This is a genomic window from Dermacoccus sp. BD5, assembly GCF_044878485.1.
GTDB lineage: Bacteria > Actinomycetota > Actinomycetes > Actinomycetales > Dermatophilaceae > Dermacoccus > Dermacoccus nishinomiyaensis.
This window is the reverse complement of the sequence record NZ_JANJER010000011.1, coordinates 1-15,174: the sequence shown is the minus strand read 5'-3', so window position 1 is coordinate 15,174 and position 15,174 is coordinate 1. Positions and strand designations below refer to the sequence as shown.

At 69.8% G+C, this 15,174-nt stretch carries 13 protein-coding genes; 10 read left to right on the top strand and 3 right to left on the bottom strand.

The features are described from left to right. The first annotated feature begins 132 nt into the window (after positions 1-132). The 10 genes from NQ706_RS09495 (at position 133) to NQ706_RS09450 (ending at position 12,858) form a co-directional block, all read left to right on the top strand. Complete coding sequence (locus tag NQ706_RS09495) at positions 133-2,454, top strand: immune inhibitor A domain-containing protein (RefSeq protein WP_006944302.1); 2,322 nt, start codon at positions 133-135, stop codon at positions 2,452-2,454. 99 nt (positions 2,455-2,553) lie between these two features. Then, the gene (locus tag NQ706_RS09490; RefSeq protein WP_038568596.1) at positions 2,554-3,888 is read left to right on the top strand and encodes a glutamine synthetase family protein; all 1,335 of its coding nucleotides are present in this window, start codon (positions 2,554-2,556) and stop codon (positions 3,886-3,888) included. Then, complete coding sequence (locus NQ706_RS09485; protein WP_038568595.1) at positions 3,885-6,875, top strand: bifunctional [glutamine synthetase] adenylyltransferase/[glutamine synthetase]-adenylyl-L-tyrosine phosphorylase; 2,991 nt, start codon at positions 3,885-3,887, stop codon at positions 6,873-6,875. The genes NQ706_RS09490 and NQ706_RS09485 overlap by 4 nt, the downstream gene beginning before the upstream one ends. A 43-nt stretch (positions 6,876-6,918) precedes the next feature. After that, the gene (gene hisD, locus NQ706_RS09480; RefSeq protein WP_038568593.1) at positions 6,919-8,298 is read left to right on the top strand and encodes a histidinol dehydrogenase; all 1,380 of its coding nucleotides are present in this window, start codon (positions 6,919-6,921) and stop codon (positions 8,296-8,298) included. After that, positions 8,295-9,425: a histidinol-phosphate transaminase gene (locus NQ706_RS09475; protein WP_038568590.1), complete on the top strand. Its 1,131-nt coding sequence runs from the start codon at positions 8,295-8,297 to the stop codon at positions 9,423-9,425. The genes hisD and NQ706_RS09475 overlap by 4 nt, the downstream gene beginning before the upstream one ends. Next, positions 9,422-10,063: an imidazoleglycerol-phosphate dehydratase HisB gene (gene hisB, locus NQ706_RS09470; protein WP_051805944.1), complete on the top strand. Its 642-nt coding sequence runs from the start codon at positions 9,422-9,424 to the stop codon at positions 10,061-10,063. The genes NQ706_RS09475 and hisB overlap by 4 nt, the downstream gene beginning before the upstream one ends. A 3-nt stretch (positions 10,064-10,066) precedes the next feature. After that, positions 10,067-10,720 carry a hypothetical protein gene (locus NQ706_RS09465; RefSeq protein WP_051805941.1) on the top strand — a complete coding sequence of 218 codons (654 nt, stop codon included), beginning with the start codon at positions 10,067-10,069 and terminating at the stop codon, positions 10,718-10,720. After that, complete coding sequence (gene hisH / locus NQ706_RS09460; protein WP_038568589.1) at positions 10,717-11,337, top strand: imidazole glycerol phosphate synthase subunit HisH; 621 nt, start codon at positions 10,717-10,719, stop codon at positions 11,335-11,337. Before NQ706_RS09465 ends, hisH begins: the two co-directional genes overlap by 4 nt. 43 nt (positions 11,338-11,380) lie before the next feature. Then, the gene (priA, locus tag NQ706_RS09455) at positions 11,381-12,121 is read left to right on the top strand and encodes a bifunctional 1-(5-phosphoribosyl)-5-((5-phosphoribosylamino)methylideneamino)imidazole-4-carboxamide isomerase/phosphoribosylanthranilate isomerase PriA (protein WP_038568587.1); all 741 of its coding nucleotides are present in this window, start codon (positions 11,381-11,383) and stop codon (positions 12,119-12,121) included. Next, positions 12,118-12,858, top strand: a complete 741-nt coding sequence (locus NQ706_RS09450; RefSeq protein ID WP_038568585.1) for an SseB family protein — start codon at positions 12,118-12,120, stop codon at positions 12,856-12,858. Before priA ends, NQ706_RS09450 begins: the two co-directional genes overlap by 4 nt. Positions 12,859-12,992: 134 nt before the next feature. Here NQ706_RS09450 and NQ706_RS09445 read toward each other — a convergent pair whose 3' ends face one another. Genes NQ706_RS09445 through NQ706_RS09435 form a run of 3 tightly spaced genes read right to left on the bottom strand, consistent with a single transcriptional unit; the run spans position 12,993 to position 14,849 of the window. Next, positions 12,993-13,286, bottom strand: a complete 294-nt coding sequence (locus tag NQ706_RS09445; RefSeq protein WP_038568583.1) for a DUF3349 domain-containing protein — start codon at positions 13,284-13,286, stop codon at positions 12,993-12,995. 4 nt (positions 13,287-13,290) lie between these two features. After that, on the bottom strand, positions 13,291-13,584 hold the full coding sequence (locus NQ706_RS09440) for a hypothetical protein (protein ID WP_038568582.1): 294 nt from the start codon (positions 13,582-13,584) through the stop codon (positions 13,291-13,293). Next, positions 13,581-14,849 (bottom strand): inorganic phosphate transporter, encoded by a 1,269-nt coding sequence (locus tag NQ706_RS09435; RefSeq protein WP_038568580.1) that lies wholly within the window; start codon positions 14,847-14,849, stop codon positions 13,581-13,583. The genes NQ706_RS09440 and NQ706_RS09435 overlap by 4 nt, the downstream gene beginning before the upstream one ends. Positions 14,850-15,174 lie beyond the last annotated feature (325 nt).

The following is a 15,174-nucleotide window of genomic DNA, read 5'->3' as shown; positions in this document are numbered from 1 at the left end:
GGGGGCGGATCGTGATAGCACCCTTCGTTACGCAAATGTTGTAAGCGACATCACCGTTCGCTGAGGGGAGGCTGGGTATCTTCACAGTGTTCACGTGCTGGACGTGGGCGCCCTTCTGCTCCTGGAGTACTCATGACACATCGTCGTTCGAACACGCCGCGCATGGCCGCGGCTCTCGTCGGCACGGTGACGGCCTTCGGTCTCATCGCAGCCCCGGTCGCCTCCGCCAACAACGCCCCGCCCGCAGGCGAGGGCCAGACCCGCGTCGGCAAGTCCGACGACCGTCCGAACCCGCTCGCGGAGAAGAAGGCCGACCTGCGTGACGCCGCCGTCAGCGCTCTCGTCACGGGCAAGGCCGCCACGAAGAAGGTCAACGGCAAGCGCGTCATCGAGGTCAAGGGCAAGGACAAGAAGGGCAAGACGAAGCCGCGTTACGTCCAGTACGACGTCAACCAGAAGGCGAACATCCTGAGCTTCCTCGTCGAGTTCGGTGACCAGACGAAGCCCGCCGCCGGTGGCGCGCCCGGCCCGCTGCACAACAAGATTGCCCAGCCCGACCGCAAGATGGACGGCGGCGCGACCGACAACAACAGCACGATCTGGAAGGCCGACTTCAACCGTCAGCACTACTTCGACATGATGTTCGGCAGCTCGGAGTCGTTCAAGGACTTCTACTCCAAGCAGTCGAACGGCCGCTTCGACGTCGAGGGCGACGTGAGCGACTGGGTCAAGGTGCCCTTCAACGAGGCGCGCTACGGCCACAACCCCGTCTCGGGTGATGGCACGAGCGAGGCCGAGGGCTCCTGGTCCTTCATCGCCGACAGCGCCACGGCGTGGGTCAACGCGCAGAAGGCAGCGGGCAAGAGCGACGCCCAGATCAAGGCGTACCTGCAGAGCTTCGACAAGTGGGACCGTTACGACTACGACGGCGACGGCAACTTCGACGAGCCCGACGGCTACATCGACCACTTCCAGGCCATCCACGCTGGCGAGGGCGAAGAGGCCGGCGGTGGCGCCCAGGGTGATGACGCCATCTGGAGCCACCGCTGGTACGCGTACCAGAACCTCGCGGGCAAGGCCGGCCCGTCGCAGAACAAGCTCGGTGGTGTGCCGCTCGGCGACACGGGCCTGTGGATCGGTGACTACACGACCGAGCCGGAGAACGGTGGTCTCGGTGTCTTCACGCACGAGTTCGGTCACGACCTCGGCCTGCCGGACCTGTACGACACGACGAACAAGGCTCAGAACGACGTCTCGTACTGGTCGCTCATGAGCGCCGGTTCGTGGCTCGGCGACGGCAAGACCGACATCGGTTCGCGCCCGGGCTACATGGGTCCGTGGGAGAAGCTGCAGCTCGGCTGGCTCGACGCCACGAAGGTGAGCTACGGCAAGAGCAAGAAGGTCCAGATCGGTCCGAGCGACCGTGACTCGGCGACGCTCGGCCAGGCGGCCCTGATCAACCTGCCAGACAAGACGATCACGACGACGTACAACAAGCCCCAGTCGGGGGCCAACGAGTGGTGGGGCGGCAGCGCCGACAACCTCAACTCGACGTTGACGCGTTCGATCGACCTCACGGGCAAGAAGTCCGCGAGCGTGACGACGGCCGCCTGGTACGACACCGAGGAGGGCTACGACTTCTTCTACGGCGAGGTCAGCACCGACGGTGGCGCCACCTGGGCGCAGGTCGGCAAGGAGGTCTCCGGTGAGAAGAAGAACTGGAGCGACCTCACGTACGACCTGAGCGCTTACGCGGGCAAGAAGGTCGACTTCCGCTTCCGCTACGCGAGTGACGGCGGCGTCCACGGGGCGGGCCCGTTCCTCGACGACATCCGCATCGTCGCCGACGGCGCGACACTGCTGTCGGACGACGTCGAGAAGGGCACGAACGGCTGGGTCGCGAAGGGCTTCACCCTCTCATCGGGCACGACGAGCGAGAAGAAGACGCACTACTACCTCGCAGAGAACCGTCAGTACAACGGCTACGACCGCTACCTCAAGACGGGTCCGTACAACTTCGGTTATCTCAAGCAGCAGGCAGAGCGTGTCGAGCACTTCGCCTTCCAGCCCGGTGTTCTCATGTGGTACGTCGACAACGAGTACGCGAACAACAACGTCTCCGAGCACCCCGGCCACGGCCAGGTGTTGCCCATCGACTCGCACGCGCAGGCGATGAAGTGGAAGGACGGCACGCTCGTGTCGAACAAGCTGCAGCCCTGGGACGCGGTGTTCGGCTCGTCCTCGATGCCGTCGCTGACGCTGCACCGCAACGGTGACGCCACGACGTTCCCGAAGAGCAAGGGCGTGTCGACGTTCGACGACACGAAGGCGACGAACTACTACGACGCCTCCAACCCGACGGGTTCGACGCTGACGGCAGGCAGCGGCGTCCAGGTCACCGTCAGGGGTGTGAGCAAGGACAAGGCGCACCTCGACGTGCTTTTCCGCCGCTGACGCGCTGAGGCGAGCGGCTGAGTCCGACATGTGAGCGGCCCCGGGGATCATCCCCGGGGCCGCTCGTCGTCGGGTGACGCGGTGAGGCAGGATGGCGTCATGAACCGTCAGCAAGAGTTCGTGCTCCGCACGATCGAGGAACGTGACATCCGATTCGTGCGTCTGTGGTTCACGGACGTGCTCGGAACCCTCAAGTCGGTCGCCGTGGCGCCGGCGGAACTCGAGGGGGCGTTCGCCGAGGGCATCGGCTTCGACGGTTCGTCGATCGACGGTCTCGCGCGGGTCTACGAGGCCGACATGCTGCTGCGCCCGGACGCCTCGACGTTCCAGGTGCTGCCGTGGCGCGGCGAGAACCCCGGCACTGCGCGCATGTTCGCCGACATCCTGCTGCCCGACGGCACCCCGAGCCTCGCCGACCCGCGTGACGTGCTGCGCCGCTCGCTGACGAAGGCCGCCGACCTGGGGTTCACCTTCTACACCCATCCCGAGATCGAGTTCTACCTGTTCGAGCAGGACCTTGACCACGGCCGTCCCGTGCCGGTCGACTCGGCCGGGTTCTTCGACCACGTGCCGCACGGCACGGGCCACCACTTCCGGCGCGCCGCCATCACGATGCTGGAGAACATGGGGATCTCCGTGGAGTTCAGTCACCACGAGGGCGGGCCGGGGCAGAACGAGATCGACCTGCGCTACGCCGACGCGTTGTCGATGGCCGACAACATCCAGACGTTCAAGGCCGTCATCAAGGAGGTCGCGCTCGAGCAGGGCATCTTCGCGAGCTTCATGCCGAAGCCGATGGCAGGCCAGCCCGGCAGCGGCATGCACACGCACCTGTCGCTGTTCGAGGGTGACACGAACGCGTTCCACGAGCCGGGTTCGCCGTATCAGCTCTCGCGCACGGGCCGCCAGTTCGTCGCCGGCCTGCTCCACCACGCGCCGGAGTTCACGGCGATCACGAACCAGTTCGTCAACAGCTACAAGCGCATCTGGGGCGGTTCCGAGGCGCCGGCGCACATCTGCTGGGGGCACAACAACCGCAGCGCGATGATCCGCATCCCCATGTACAAGCCCGACAAGGGCCAGAGCACGCGCATCGAGGTGCGCACCCTCGACGCAGCGTGCAACCCCTACCTCGCGTACGCCGTCATGCTGGGCGCAGGCCTCAAGGGCATCGAGCAGGGCATGGAGCTGCCGCCCGAGGCCGAGGACGACGTGTGGACGCTCACCGAGCGCGAGCGTCGCGCCATGGGCATCCGACCGTTGCCGGCCTCGCTCGACGAGGCGATCCGCACGATGGAGGAGAGCGATTTCGTCGCCGAGGTGCTCGGCGAGCACGTCTTCGACTTCGTGCTGCGCAACAAGCACAACGAGTGGGCCGCCTACCGCGACCAGGTGACCGAGTTCGAGATCAAGCAGGATCTGCGCCGGTTGTGAGTCGTACGCAGCAGACCAAGAGTTCCGCGGCCTGGCGCAAGGCGGGCTACACCGACACCGAACGCGCCGGCTCGATGGCCCAGGAGGTCGCCGACCTCGTCCCGACCGACGTCCTGCTCGACGTCACGGGCGCGGTCGCCGACCCCGACCAGGCGCTGCTCGCGTTCGTTCGGTTGCGCGAGGCGCTCGATGCTCCCGGCCGGCGCGCGCTGACGGAGGCGCTGACGCAGCCGCTCGCACGAGCGCGCTTGTTCGGCGTGCTCGGCGCCTCGAGCGCCCTCGGTGATCACCTCGTCGCCAAGCCCGAGCAGTGGCGCGACGTGGTCGCCGCGGAGCGTCGCGACCAGGCGGCGTTCGCTCAGGCGCTCATCGCCGAGATCGACGGGCGGGACGACGACGTCAGCGCCTACGACGCGCTGCGCGTGGCCTACCGTCGTCAGCTCGTGCAGATCGCGGCGCTCGACGTCACCGACGTCCCCGCCAATGTCCTGCCCGCGACGGCAGCGTCACTCGCCGACCTCGCGGGTGCCGCGCTCGAGGCGGGGCTGCACATCGCGACGCAGAGCGTCGAGGGCGCCGAGCAGGCTCGACTCGCCGTCATCGGCATGGGCAAGACGGGCGGGCGCGAGCTCAACTACATCTCCGACGTCGACGTCATCTTCGTCGCGCAGCCCGCGGACGGGGTCGACGAGGACGTCGCCCTGCGCTTCGCTACGGAGCTCGCGACCGAGCTGATGCGCGCTTGCTCGGCGAGCACGGGGGAGGGTTCGCTGTGGCAGGTCGACGCCGCGCTGCGCCCGGAGGGCAAGCAGGGCCCCCTCGTGCGCACCGTCGCGAGCCACCGCAACTACTACGAGCGCTGGGCGAAGGGCTGGGAGTTCCAGGCGCTCCTCAAGGCGCGCCCCATCGCGGGCGACCGTGAGGTCGGCGAGGCCTACATCGCCGCGATGCGGCCGATGGTGTGGCAGGCCAGCAAGCGCGAGAACTTCGTGGAGGACGCGCAGGCGATGCGCCGTCGCGTCGAGTCGCACGTGCCCGTCAGCGAGCAGGCACGCCAGATCAAGCTCGGCCCGGGCGGTCTGCGCGACATCGAGTTCTCCGTGCAACTGCTGCAGCTCGTCCACGGACGCACCGACGAGCGGGTGCGCGCCCGCTCGACGCTCGACGCCCTCGAGGCGCTCAGTTCGTGGGGTTACGTCGGGCGCACGGATGCCTCGGCGCTCGACCGCTCCTACCGTCAGCTGCGCGTGCTCGAGCACCGCATCCAGCTGAGCAAGATGCGTCGCACCCACCTCATGCCGACGTCGAGCGCAGACCTGCGCCGCCTCGGACGCGGCGTCGGGTTGATGCGCGACCCCGACGAGGCCGTCACCGCCCACTGGCAGGAGCTCGCGCGCTCGGTGCGCCGCCTGCACGAGAAGCTGTTCTACCGGCCGCTGCTGTCGGCCGTCGCGCGTCTCGACGACGATGAGGCGAAGTTGTCGGACGAGGGCGCGCGCGATCGTCTCGCCGCGCTCGGTTACGCCGACCCGAGCGGCGCGCTGCGCCACCTGCAGGCGCTGACGTCGGGGCTGTCGCGACGCGCCCAGATCCAGCGCACGCTCATGCCCGTCATCCTGCAGTGGCTCGCCGACGGCCCGACCCCCGACGCCGGGCTGCTCGCCTACCGCCGCATCAGTGACGAGCTCGGCACCTCGCACTGGTACCTCAACACACTGCGCGAGGGCAGCACCGCGGAACTGTTCGCCGAAGTGCTGTCGAAGTCGCGCTACGTCTCGGAACTGCTCGAACGCGCGCCCGAGAGCGTCAAGCTGTTCGCCGACCCTGCGCTGCGCGTGCCGCGTGACGAGAAGGCGATCAGCGCGACGATGACGTCCGTCGCCGGTCGCCACGACGACGTCGACAAGGCGATGCTCGCGGCGCGCACCGTCCGCCGCACCGAGCTGACGCGCATCGCCATCGCCGACGTGCTCGGCGAACTCGACCTCGAGGGCGTCGAGAAGGCCCTCACCGACGTCATGGCCGCGACGCTGCAGACCGGGCTCGACCTCGCATGGCGCGCCGTCTGCGATGACGCGGACGCACGCCTCACCGACGTCACGATCATCGGCATGGGACGCTTCGGTGGGCGCGAGCTCGGCTACAGCTCCGACGCCGACGTCATGTACGTCCACCGCCCGCGCGACGGCGCCGACGCCGGTGCTGCGCAGGACCAGGCGCTCGCCGTCGTCACCGAGTTGCGACGCCTCGCGGGGCTCGCCGGGCCGGACCCGAAGCTCGAGATCGACGCCGCGCTGCGTCCCGAGGGCAAGCAGGGCCCCCTGGTGCGGTCCCTCGACTCCTACGCCTCGTACTACGAGCGCTGGTCGGAGGGCTGGGAGGCCCAGGCGTTGCTGCGCGCCTACCCGCTCGCCGGCGACGCCGACCTGGGCCGCGCCTTCGTCGACCTCGTCGATCCGCTGCGCTGGCCCGAGGGCGGCATCAGTGACGCCGCGGTGCGTCGCATCCGCACGCTCAAGGCGCGGATGGAGGCCGAGCGCATTCCCCGCGGGGCCGATCCGCGCACCCACTTCAAGCTGGGGCGCGGCGGGTTGTCCGACGTCGAGTGGTGCGTGCAACTGCACCAGTTGCAGCACGCCCACGCCCACCCACAGTTGCGTCGGACCGGCACGATCTCGACGCTGCGGCTGCTCGCCGAGCTCGAGCTCATGGACGCCCACGACGCCGAGGTGCTCGCCGACGCGTGGACCTTCGCCTCCCGGGTGCGCAACGCCTCGGTGCTGTGGCGCGGCCGCCCCGTCGAGTCGCTGCCGAGCGATCTACGCGACGCGGAGGGCATCGCGACGCTGCTCGGACTGCCCGCCGGTGACGGTCGTCAGCTCGGCGAGGAGTACCGCAAGGTCTCGCGGCGCGCCCGGCTCGTCGTCGACCGCGTGTTCTACGGTGAGGATCCTCACAACAGCACCGGACCGAGCTTCCGACGCTGAGACGGGCGGGCAGGCGCTCGATGCCGCCGCCTAGAATGGAGCGGTGATTTCGCGTCGTGACCTTCGTGGTTCAGCCCTGACCTCCCTCGATGCACGCGGCCTGCGCGATGCGCTGCCGCGTGCGCAGTTCGACATCGAGGCGGCCCTCGACGTCGTGCGCCCGCTGTGCGAGCAGGTGCGCCATGACGGGGCCGACGCGCTGCGCGAGCTGGGGGAGCGATTCGACAAGGTGCGTCCGACGCACCTGCGGGTGCCCGCGGAGGTGCTCGCCGCCGCCGAAGCGCAGCTCGACCCCGCGATCAAGGACGCGCTCGTCGAAGCCATCCGCCGCGTGCGCATCGTCCACGCCGCGCAGGCCCGCGAGGACGTCACGACGCAGGTGAGCGACGGCGGCAGCGTCACCGAACGCTGGATCCCCGTCGAGCGCGTCGGGCTCTACGTGCCCGGCGGCCTCGCCGTCTACCCGAGCTCGGTCGTCATGAACGTCGTGCCCGCGCAGGTCGCGGGCGTCGACTCGGTCGCCGTCGCGAGCCCGCCGCAGGCGCAGAACACCGGTGAGTTCGCCGGTTACCCGCACCCGACGATCCTCGCCGCGTGTTCCCTGCTCGGTGTCGACGAGGTGTACGCCGTCGGCGGCGCGCAGGCCGTCGCGATGTTCGCGTACGGCGCACGGGAGAAGGACGGCACGAGCGTGTGCGAGCCCGTCGACCTCGTCACCGGCCCGGGCAACATCTACGTCGCAGCCGCGAAGCGCCTGCTCAAGGGCCTCATCGGCATCGACGCCGAGGCGGGCCCTACGGAGATCGGCATCCTCGCCGACGACACCGCGGACGCCGAGCACGTCGCCGCCGACCTCATCAGCCAGGCCGAGCACGACAACCTCGCGGCCTCCGTCCTCGTCACCGACTCGACGCGCCTCGCCGACGACGTCGAGGCAGCCCTCGAGCGCCGCGCCCGCGCGACGAAGCACAGCGAGCGCGTGCTCACGGCCCTCGGCGGTCCGCAGTCGGCCATCGTCCTCGTCGACGACGTCACGGCCGGGCTGCGCGTCGTCGACGCCTACGGCGCCGAGCACCTCGAGATCCACACCGCCAACTCGCGCGAGGACGCGCTGCGCGTGCGCAACGCGGGTGCCATCTTCGTCGGCACCTACTCGCCCGTCAGCCTCGGCGACTACGCCGCCGGGTCGAACCACGTCCTGCCGACCGGCGGGTGCGCCTGCCACTCGAGCGGGCTGTCGGTGCAGTCGTTCCTCAAGGGCGTCCACATCGTCGACTATTCGCGCGACGCCCTCGCGGAGGTCGCGGATGTCGTCGTCACGCTCGCGAACGCGGAGGACCTGCCGGCGCACGGCGAGGCCGTGACGGCGCGCTTCGAGCGTCGGGACGAGGCAGAGGCCGGGACGGAGAACGCGCCCGCATGAGCGAACCCACGATCACGCAGCTGCTGCGCGAAGACCTGCGAGGCCAGAGCGCGTACGGCGCGCCGCAGCTCGACGTGCCCATCGCGCTCAACACGAACGAGTCGTCCTACGACGTGCCGGAGACGGTCGTGCGCAGCATCGTCGAGCGAGTCGAGAAGGCCGCGGGCGGGCTGAACCGCTACCCGGACCGCGAGTTCACCGAACTGCGTGCGGCCCTCGCCGACTACCTCGATCGCGTGACGGGCGTCCGGTTGCCCGTCGAGCAGATGTGGGCCGCCAACGGCAGCAACGAGGTGCTCAGCCACATCGTGCAGGCCTTCGGTGGCCCGGGCCGCGTCGCGCTCGGCTTCACGCCGAGCTACTCGATGCACCCGATCATCGCGCGCGGCGCGGGAACGACATGGGTCGACGGCCTGCGCGATCGTCGTGAGGGCGTCCACGACCTCGACGTCGACCTCGCAGTCGAGCAGGTGCGCGAGCACCGTCCGAACGTCGTGTTCGTCTGCACGCCGAACAACCCGACGGGCACCGCGGTGAGCAACGACGTCGTGCGCGCCATCTACGACGCGGCGCCGAACGCCGTCGTCATCGTCGACGAGGCGTACGTCGAGTTCGCGCGCCCGGGCACGCCGAGCGCCCTCGAACTGCTCGCCGATCACCCGCGCCTGATCGTCAGCCGCACGATGAGCAAGGCGTTCGCTTTCGCCGGCGCGCGCGTCGGTTATATGGCCGCCTCGCGCGAGATCTGCGACGCGATGCGTCTCGTGCGTCTGCCCTACCACCTGTCGTCGGTGACGCAGGCGACCGCGCTGGCGGCCCTCGACCACGCCGACGAGATGCTCGCCATGGTCGATGCGATCAAGGCCCAGCGCGACCGCATCGTCGAGGCCGCGCGAGTGGCAGGGCTTACGCCGACGCCGAGCGATGCGAACTTCGTCCTCATCGGTGGTCTCACCGACGCGCACGCCACGTGGCAGGCCCTGCTCGATCGCGGCATCCTCGTGCGCGACGTCGGCATCGCGCACCACCTGCGCATCACGGCCGGCACGCCCGCCGAGACGGACGCCGTCATCGCGGCCCTCACCGACCTCGCCCCCACGCACGCCCTCCAGGAGGAGAAAGCATGAGCGACGCGACCGACTTCGTCATCCCCGACGTGCCCGCCGACCACCGGACGGCGCTCATCGAGCGCACGACGAAGGAAGCCTCGATCAGGCTGTGGCTCGACCTCGACGGTACGGGCACGTCCGACATCCGCACCGGGGTGCGCTTCTACGACCACATGCTCGACTCGCTGAGCAAGCACAGCCTCATCGACCTGCGCATCCGCGCCAGCGGCGACCTCGACGTGGACGCTCACCACACGGTCGAGGACACCGCGATCGTGCTCGGCCAGGCCCTGCGCGAAGCGCTCGGCGACAAGTCGGGCATCTCGCGTTTCGGGGACGCGAAGGTGCCGCTCGACGAGGCGCTCGTCGAGGCGGTCGTCGACGTCGCGGGCCGCCCGTACGTCGTCCACACCGGTGAACCGGACGGCCAGATCTACGCGGTCATCGGGGGCAACTACATCGGCTCCCTGACGCAGCACGTCATCGAATCGCTCGGCTACAACGCGGGCATCGCGCTGCATGTCAACGTCATCTCCGGGCGCGACCCGCACCACATCGTCGAGGCCCAGTTCAAGGCGATCGCCCGCGCGCTGCGCGCCGCGATGGCGAAGGACCCGCGCGTGCAGGGAATCCCGAGCGCGAAGGGTGCTCTCTGAGTCATGCCGAGACTAGGTCGGCAGTCGAACTTCACCGGCGCGCTCGACGCCGTCGTCGTCGTACGCGGGGACGCCGAACGTGTCGCCCGCTGGGTCGAGCAGGGCACCGTACCCGCGTACGTCGTCGACCTCGACGGGCCGTGGTGCGCCGTCGTCGCGGCGGGCCCTGGGCATGCGGCCGCGCCCTTTGACGACGCCGCGACGGTGCTCGTCGCCCGCCCCGTTCCGCAGATGATGCGCCCGGCCGCCGGGTTCTTCGTCCACGGCGACGACGCCGTCGTCCTCGTTCAGCCACGACGGTGGCGCTCCCTGCCGCGTTGGTTCGTCGTGCGACGCGGTTTCGGGGTCGTGCGCGCGGCGCTGCCGCAGGCGAGCCTCGCGGATCTGCTCGCGGTGGGGGAGAAATCGCACCCCGAGACGCTCGAACGCGTCCTCGCGCAGCGCGGCGCCGAGCCGATCGAGGTGCTGCGTGGCGTCATGGTCGCCCTCGGCATCCCCGCCGGTCATCTGCTCGCGCTGCATCCGCGCGCGGCGATCGAGGCCGATCTCGTCGAACCTGATGCGAAGGCCGTACGACGCTTCGACAAGCACACCCGCGAGGAACGCGAAGAACGGCGAGAGATCGAAGGGCACGCCCTGATGGAGGACAAGCGATGAAGAAGGTCGTCGTGCTCGACTACGGCAGCGGCAACATCCACTCCGCCGTGCGCATGCTCGAACGCATCGGCGCCGACGTCGAACTCACCGCCGATCCCACGTCCGTGGCGCGCGCAGACGGGCTGTTCGTGCCCGGCGTCGGCAACTTCCACGCGTGCGCCGCGGGGCTCGTCGCCGCGGGCGGGCGTGAGCTCATCGCAGAGCGACTGACACGTCAGGCCCCCGTGCTCGGTATCTGCGTCGGCATGCAGGTCATGTTCGACGGCTCGAGCGAGCCGTCGCCGTCACCGGTCGACGGGCTGGGGCTGTGGCATGGTCGAGTCGAGCGTCTCGACGCCCCGGTCGTACCGCACATGGGCTGGTCGCAGCTCGAACCGGCGCCCGGCAGTCGACTGTTCGCCGGTGTCGAGGACGAACGGTTCTACTTCGTCCACTCGTTCGCGGCCCCCGCGACCGTCGCCGACCTCAACTCGGGCGCCCGCGTCACGCTCGCGACGCACGGCGCCCCCTTCGCCGCGGCCATGGAGCAGGGTGCGCTGAGCGCCACCCAGTTCCACCCCGAGAAGTCGGGTGACGCCGGCGCCGCGCTGCTGACCAACTGGCTCGACACCCTCTGATGCCATGCCCAGCCACCCCGATCCGACGGCTCGAAGGAGCACCATGACCACCGAACCCCGCCTCGAACTGCTGCCGGCCGTCGACGTCGCCGGAGGTGAGGCCGTCCAACTCGTCCAGGGCATCGCCGGGACGGGCGGCCAGTTCGGCGACCCCGTCGCCGCTGCACTCGCGTGGCAGGAAGCGGGCGCCGAGTGGCTGCACCTCGTCGACCTCGATGCCGCGTTCGGACGCGGCGAGAACCGCGGCCTGCTCGCCAAGATCGTCGGCACGCTCGACATCAAGGTCGAGATGAGCGGCGGCATCCGTGACGCCGAGTCACTCGAGGCTGCGCTCGCCACGGGCTGCCGTCGCGTCAACCTCGGCACCGCAGCCCTGGAGAACCCCGAGTGGACCGCTGCCGCCATCGCCGAGCACGGCGACCGCATCGCCGTTGGCCTCGACGTGCGCGGCACCACCCTCGCCGCCCGCGGCTGGACGAAGGAGGGCGGCGACCTGTGGGAGACCCTCGCCCGCCTCGACCGTGAGGGCTGCGCGCGCTACGTCGTCACCGACGTCGCGAAAGACGGGATGCTCGCCGGCCCCAACACCGCGCTGCTGCAGCAGGTGTGCGAGCGCACCGACCGCCCCGTCGTCGCCTCCGGCGGCGTGACGACGCTCGACGACCTGCGCGCGCTGCGCGAGCTCGTGCCGTGCGGGGTCGAAGGCGCCATCATCGGCTCGGCCCTCTACAAGGGCACGATGACGCTCGCCGACGCCCTCGACGTCGCGGGGCGCCCCGAGTGAGCGGCCCGGGGTCGAGCGACACGGGGCCGAGCGACACGGCCGGCATCCCGTTCAGCGGCCGCGAGGTGACGAGCACCGGTTTCGACGACGACCGCGGCCAGGCCGATGCGGCTCTCATGGCGGCGCTGGCGAGTGGTGACGAGGAGGCGTGGGTCGCAGCGTTGGCCGAGAGCAGGTTGCTCGTGCCGATCGTCGCCGCCCCCACCGAGGTCGACACGAGCGGGGAGCACGCCGTCGAGAAGTCGACCGACATGGCTGTCGTGACGCTGACCGCGCCGGACGGTACAAAGGGCCTGCCCGTCTTCACGAGCCTCGAAGCGCTCGCCGCCTGGGATCCGGCGGCCCGGCCGTCACCCGTCAAGGCCGCGTTCGCGGCGCAGGCGGCCATCTCAGAGGAATGCGACGTCCTGCTGCTCGACATGGCCAGCGAGCACCGCGTCGTCGTGCGCGCGAGCATGGTCTGGGCGCTCGCGCAGCAGCAGGCCTGGGTGCCCGCCTACCGTGACACGCACGTGCGCTCCGCCATCGGGCAGGCTGTGCGCGTCGAGGAGGCCGTGCTCGCCCAGGAATGCGTCGACGGGGGGGAGGGCGTGCTGCGGCTACGTCTCACACTCGCACCGGGGCTGAGCCAGGACGAGGTCCGCGCGCTCGCCACACGCGTCGGCGAGCGGCTGGCCGCCGACGGTGAGACTCGCGCCCGCATCGAAGCTCTCGCCTTCGAGTTCGTCGCGGCGTGAGGCGCGGGTGGCACTGAAAACCCCGGAAGAGCCGGGGGCAAATGACCCAGGGGCCGGACGGTGAGATCTCACCGTCCGGCCCCCTGCGTCATGCGTCGGCGCGTCGACACCTGGCGTGCGGTCTGACGTCGTGCTCAGTCGAACTCGTCGTGCAGCGGGAACCCGCACTCGTGCAGGTGGTCGAGCACCCGGTCCATCTCCTGTGGGCTGGGCAGCTCCTGGGTCACCTTCGTGATGCCGACACCCACATCGACCCGGTCAGCGGGCACGAGCCCGTCGGCGACGAGGTGGTTGCCCAGTTCGTGCATCTCCTCAGGAGAGAGCCGGCGCCGCATGAGCGCGAGCAACGGCTGGTAGTCGCGCTCCGGTACCCCCGTGGGGTAGCTGACGCGCAGCCAGTTGACGATGCGCTCGAGGGCTGGGTTCATCGCCTCACTTCTTCTCGGCGAAGGTCGGGAACACGTGCTCGAACGACACCTTGTAGCCGAAGCCCGACGCGATGATGATGGCGAGGCCCAGCGCCACCGCGACGGCGACGAGCGTGAAGCAGAGCAGGCCGACGCGCTTGCCCCAGGACTTGGCGCTCTCGCCGGTCGTGAGAGCGCCTTCACCGGCGGCGAAGCCACGCACGCCGAAGGCGAACAGGGCAGGCACGCCTGCACCGAGGACGATGGCGACGAGAAGCACCTTCCAGGCGCTCTCGAACGCGAGGGAGAGAGTGTTCATCGGGAACCAACCTTGGTCGCGGGGTGGACGGTGTTGCGGTCGGACTCGGCCACGACGTCGGGGATGTGCGTCGCCGCGAGGTCCTGCGGGTCCCACTCCTCGTTGACGTTGGTGTGGTCGACCGGCGTCTTGCGCGAGTGGTAGAACATGTAGGCCGCGAACGCGCACAGGATGGCGAAGACGACGATGCCGCCGGCGCCACCACCGATGACGTCACCGAGGTACCACATGAGCGCACCGACGACCGCGGCGGCGGGCAGGGTGATGAACCAGGCGAGCACCATGCGTCCGGCGACACCCCAGCGGACCTCCGCGCCCTTCTTGCCCAGGCCGGTACCGAGGATCGAACCCGTCGCGACGTGCGTCGTCGACAGCGCGAAGCCGAGGTGGCTCGAGACGAGGATGACGGCGGAGCTGGCCGACTCGGCAGCCATGCCCTGCGGCGACTCGATCTCGACGAGGCCCTTGCCGAGCGTGCGGATGATGCGCCAGCCGCCGAGGTAGGTGCCGGCCGCAATGGCGAGCGCACAGGCGAACTTCACCCACAGCGGGACGCTGTGCGTGTCGGTCCAGGAGCCGTAGCCGATGAGGGCGAGGGTGATGACACCCATCGTCTTCTGCGCGTCGTTGGTGCCGTGAGCGAGCGAGACGAGCGAGGCGCTGCAGATCTGACCCCAGCGGAAACCACGCTCGGACTCGGCGTGACTGACCTTCTTCGTGATGGCGTAGATGAGCTTCGTGCCCAGCGCCGCGACGACCGCCGCGATGAAGGGCGACAAGAACGCGGGGATGATGACCTTGCCGACGACACCGTCGAGCTTCGAACCGTCACCCGTCCACTTGACGCCCGCCATGCCGATCGCGGCGATGGCCGAACCGATGAGACCACCGAACAGTGCGTGGCTCGAACTGCTCGGGATGCCGAGCAGCCACGTGAGCAGGTTCCACACGATGCCACCGACGAGGCCGGCGAGCACGATGAGCAGCAGGGCCTGGCCGTGGTCGGCGAGGAACTCCGGTTTCGGAGCGCCGTCCTTGGCCTGGATCTTGATGACTGCGTTGGTGACGGTGAGGGCGACCTCGACCGACAGGAAGGCACCGATCAGGTTGAGGATGCCGGACAGGGCGACTGCCACCTTGGGCTTGAGGGCACCGGTGGCGATGGACGTCGCCATCGCGTTGCCGGTGTCGTGGAAGCCGTTGGTGAAGTCGAACGCCAGTGCCGTGACGATGACGAGCACGAGGAGAATGAACGAGAAATCCACACGGCAAGTGTGCAACCGCGCAGTGGCCGCCGAGTGCGCTGTACGCAAACGGGTGTTGGCACTGCGGGAAATTCGCGGGAGCGCCCGATATCTGTTCACCGGAAGTTCACCTCCCGTGCGGCGATTCTTTGCCGGACGGGCACGCGCAAGGGCGCCCCGGGGTCTCGCCCGGTTGACGCGGGCGGCCGGCTCGACCACGTGACGCAACGAGACCGCCGGGGGGGGGGGGGGGGGGGCCGGCCCCGCGGGGGGGGGGCGGCGGCCGGGGGGGGGGCCGCGGGGCCGGGGGGGGGGGGGGGCCAGGGGGGGTAATTGCGCGGCCGGG

Excerpts from the sequence above, each read along its gene's own strand:
- NQ706_RS09495 (WP_006944302.1), top strand. The coding sequence starts at position 133 with ATGACACATCGTCGTTCGAACACGCCGCGCATGGCCGCGGCTCTCGTC.
- NQ706_RS09490 (WP_038568596.1), top strand. The coding sequence starts at position 2,554 with ATGAACCGTCAGCAAGAGTTCGTGCTCCGCACGATCGAGGAACGTGAC.
- NQ706_RS09475 (WP_038568590.1), top strand. The coding sequence starts at position 8,295 with ATGAGCGAACCCACGATCACGCAGCTGCTGCGCGAAGACCTGCGAGGC.
- hisB (WP_051805944.1), top strand. The coding sequence starts at position 9,422 with ATGAGCGACGCGACCGACTTCGTCATCCCCGACGTGCCCGCCGACCAC.
- NQ706_RS09465 (WP_051805941.1), top strand. The coding sequence starts at position 10,067 with ATGCCGAGACTAGGTCGGCAGTCGAACTTCACCGGCGCGCTCGACGCC.
- hisH (WP_038568589.1), top strand. The coding sequence starts at position 10,717 with ATGAAGAAGGTCGTCGTGCTCGACTACGGCAGCGGCAACATCCACTCC.
- priA (WP_038568587.1), top strand. The coding sequence starts at position 11,381 with ATGACCACCGAACCCCGCCTCGAACTGCTGCCGGCCGTCGACGTCGCC.
- NQ706_RS09445 (WP_038568583.1), bottom strand. The coding sequence starts at position 13,286 with ATGAACCCAGCCCTCGAGCGCATCGTCAACTGGCTGCGCGTCAGCTAC.
- NQ706_RS09440 (WP_038568582.1), bottom strand. The coding sequence starts at position 13,584 with ATGAACACTCTCTCCCTCGCGTTCGAGAGCGCCTGGAAGGTGCTTCTC.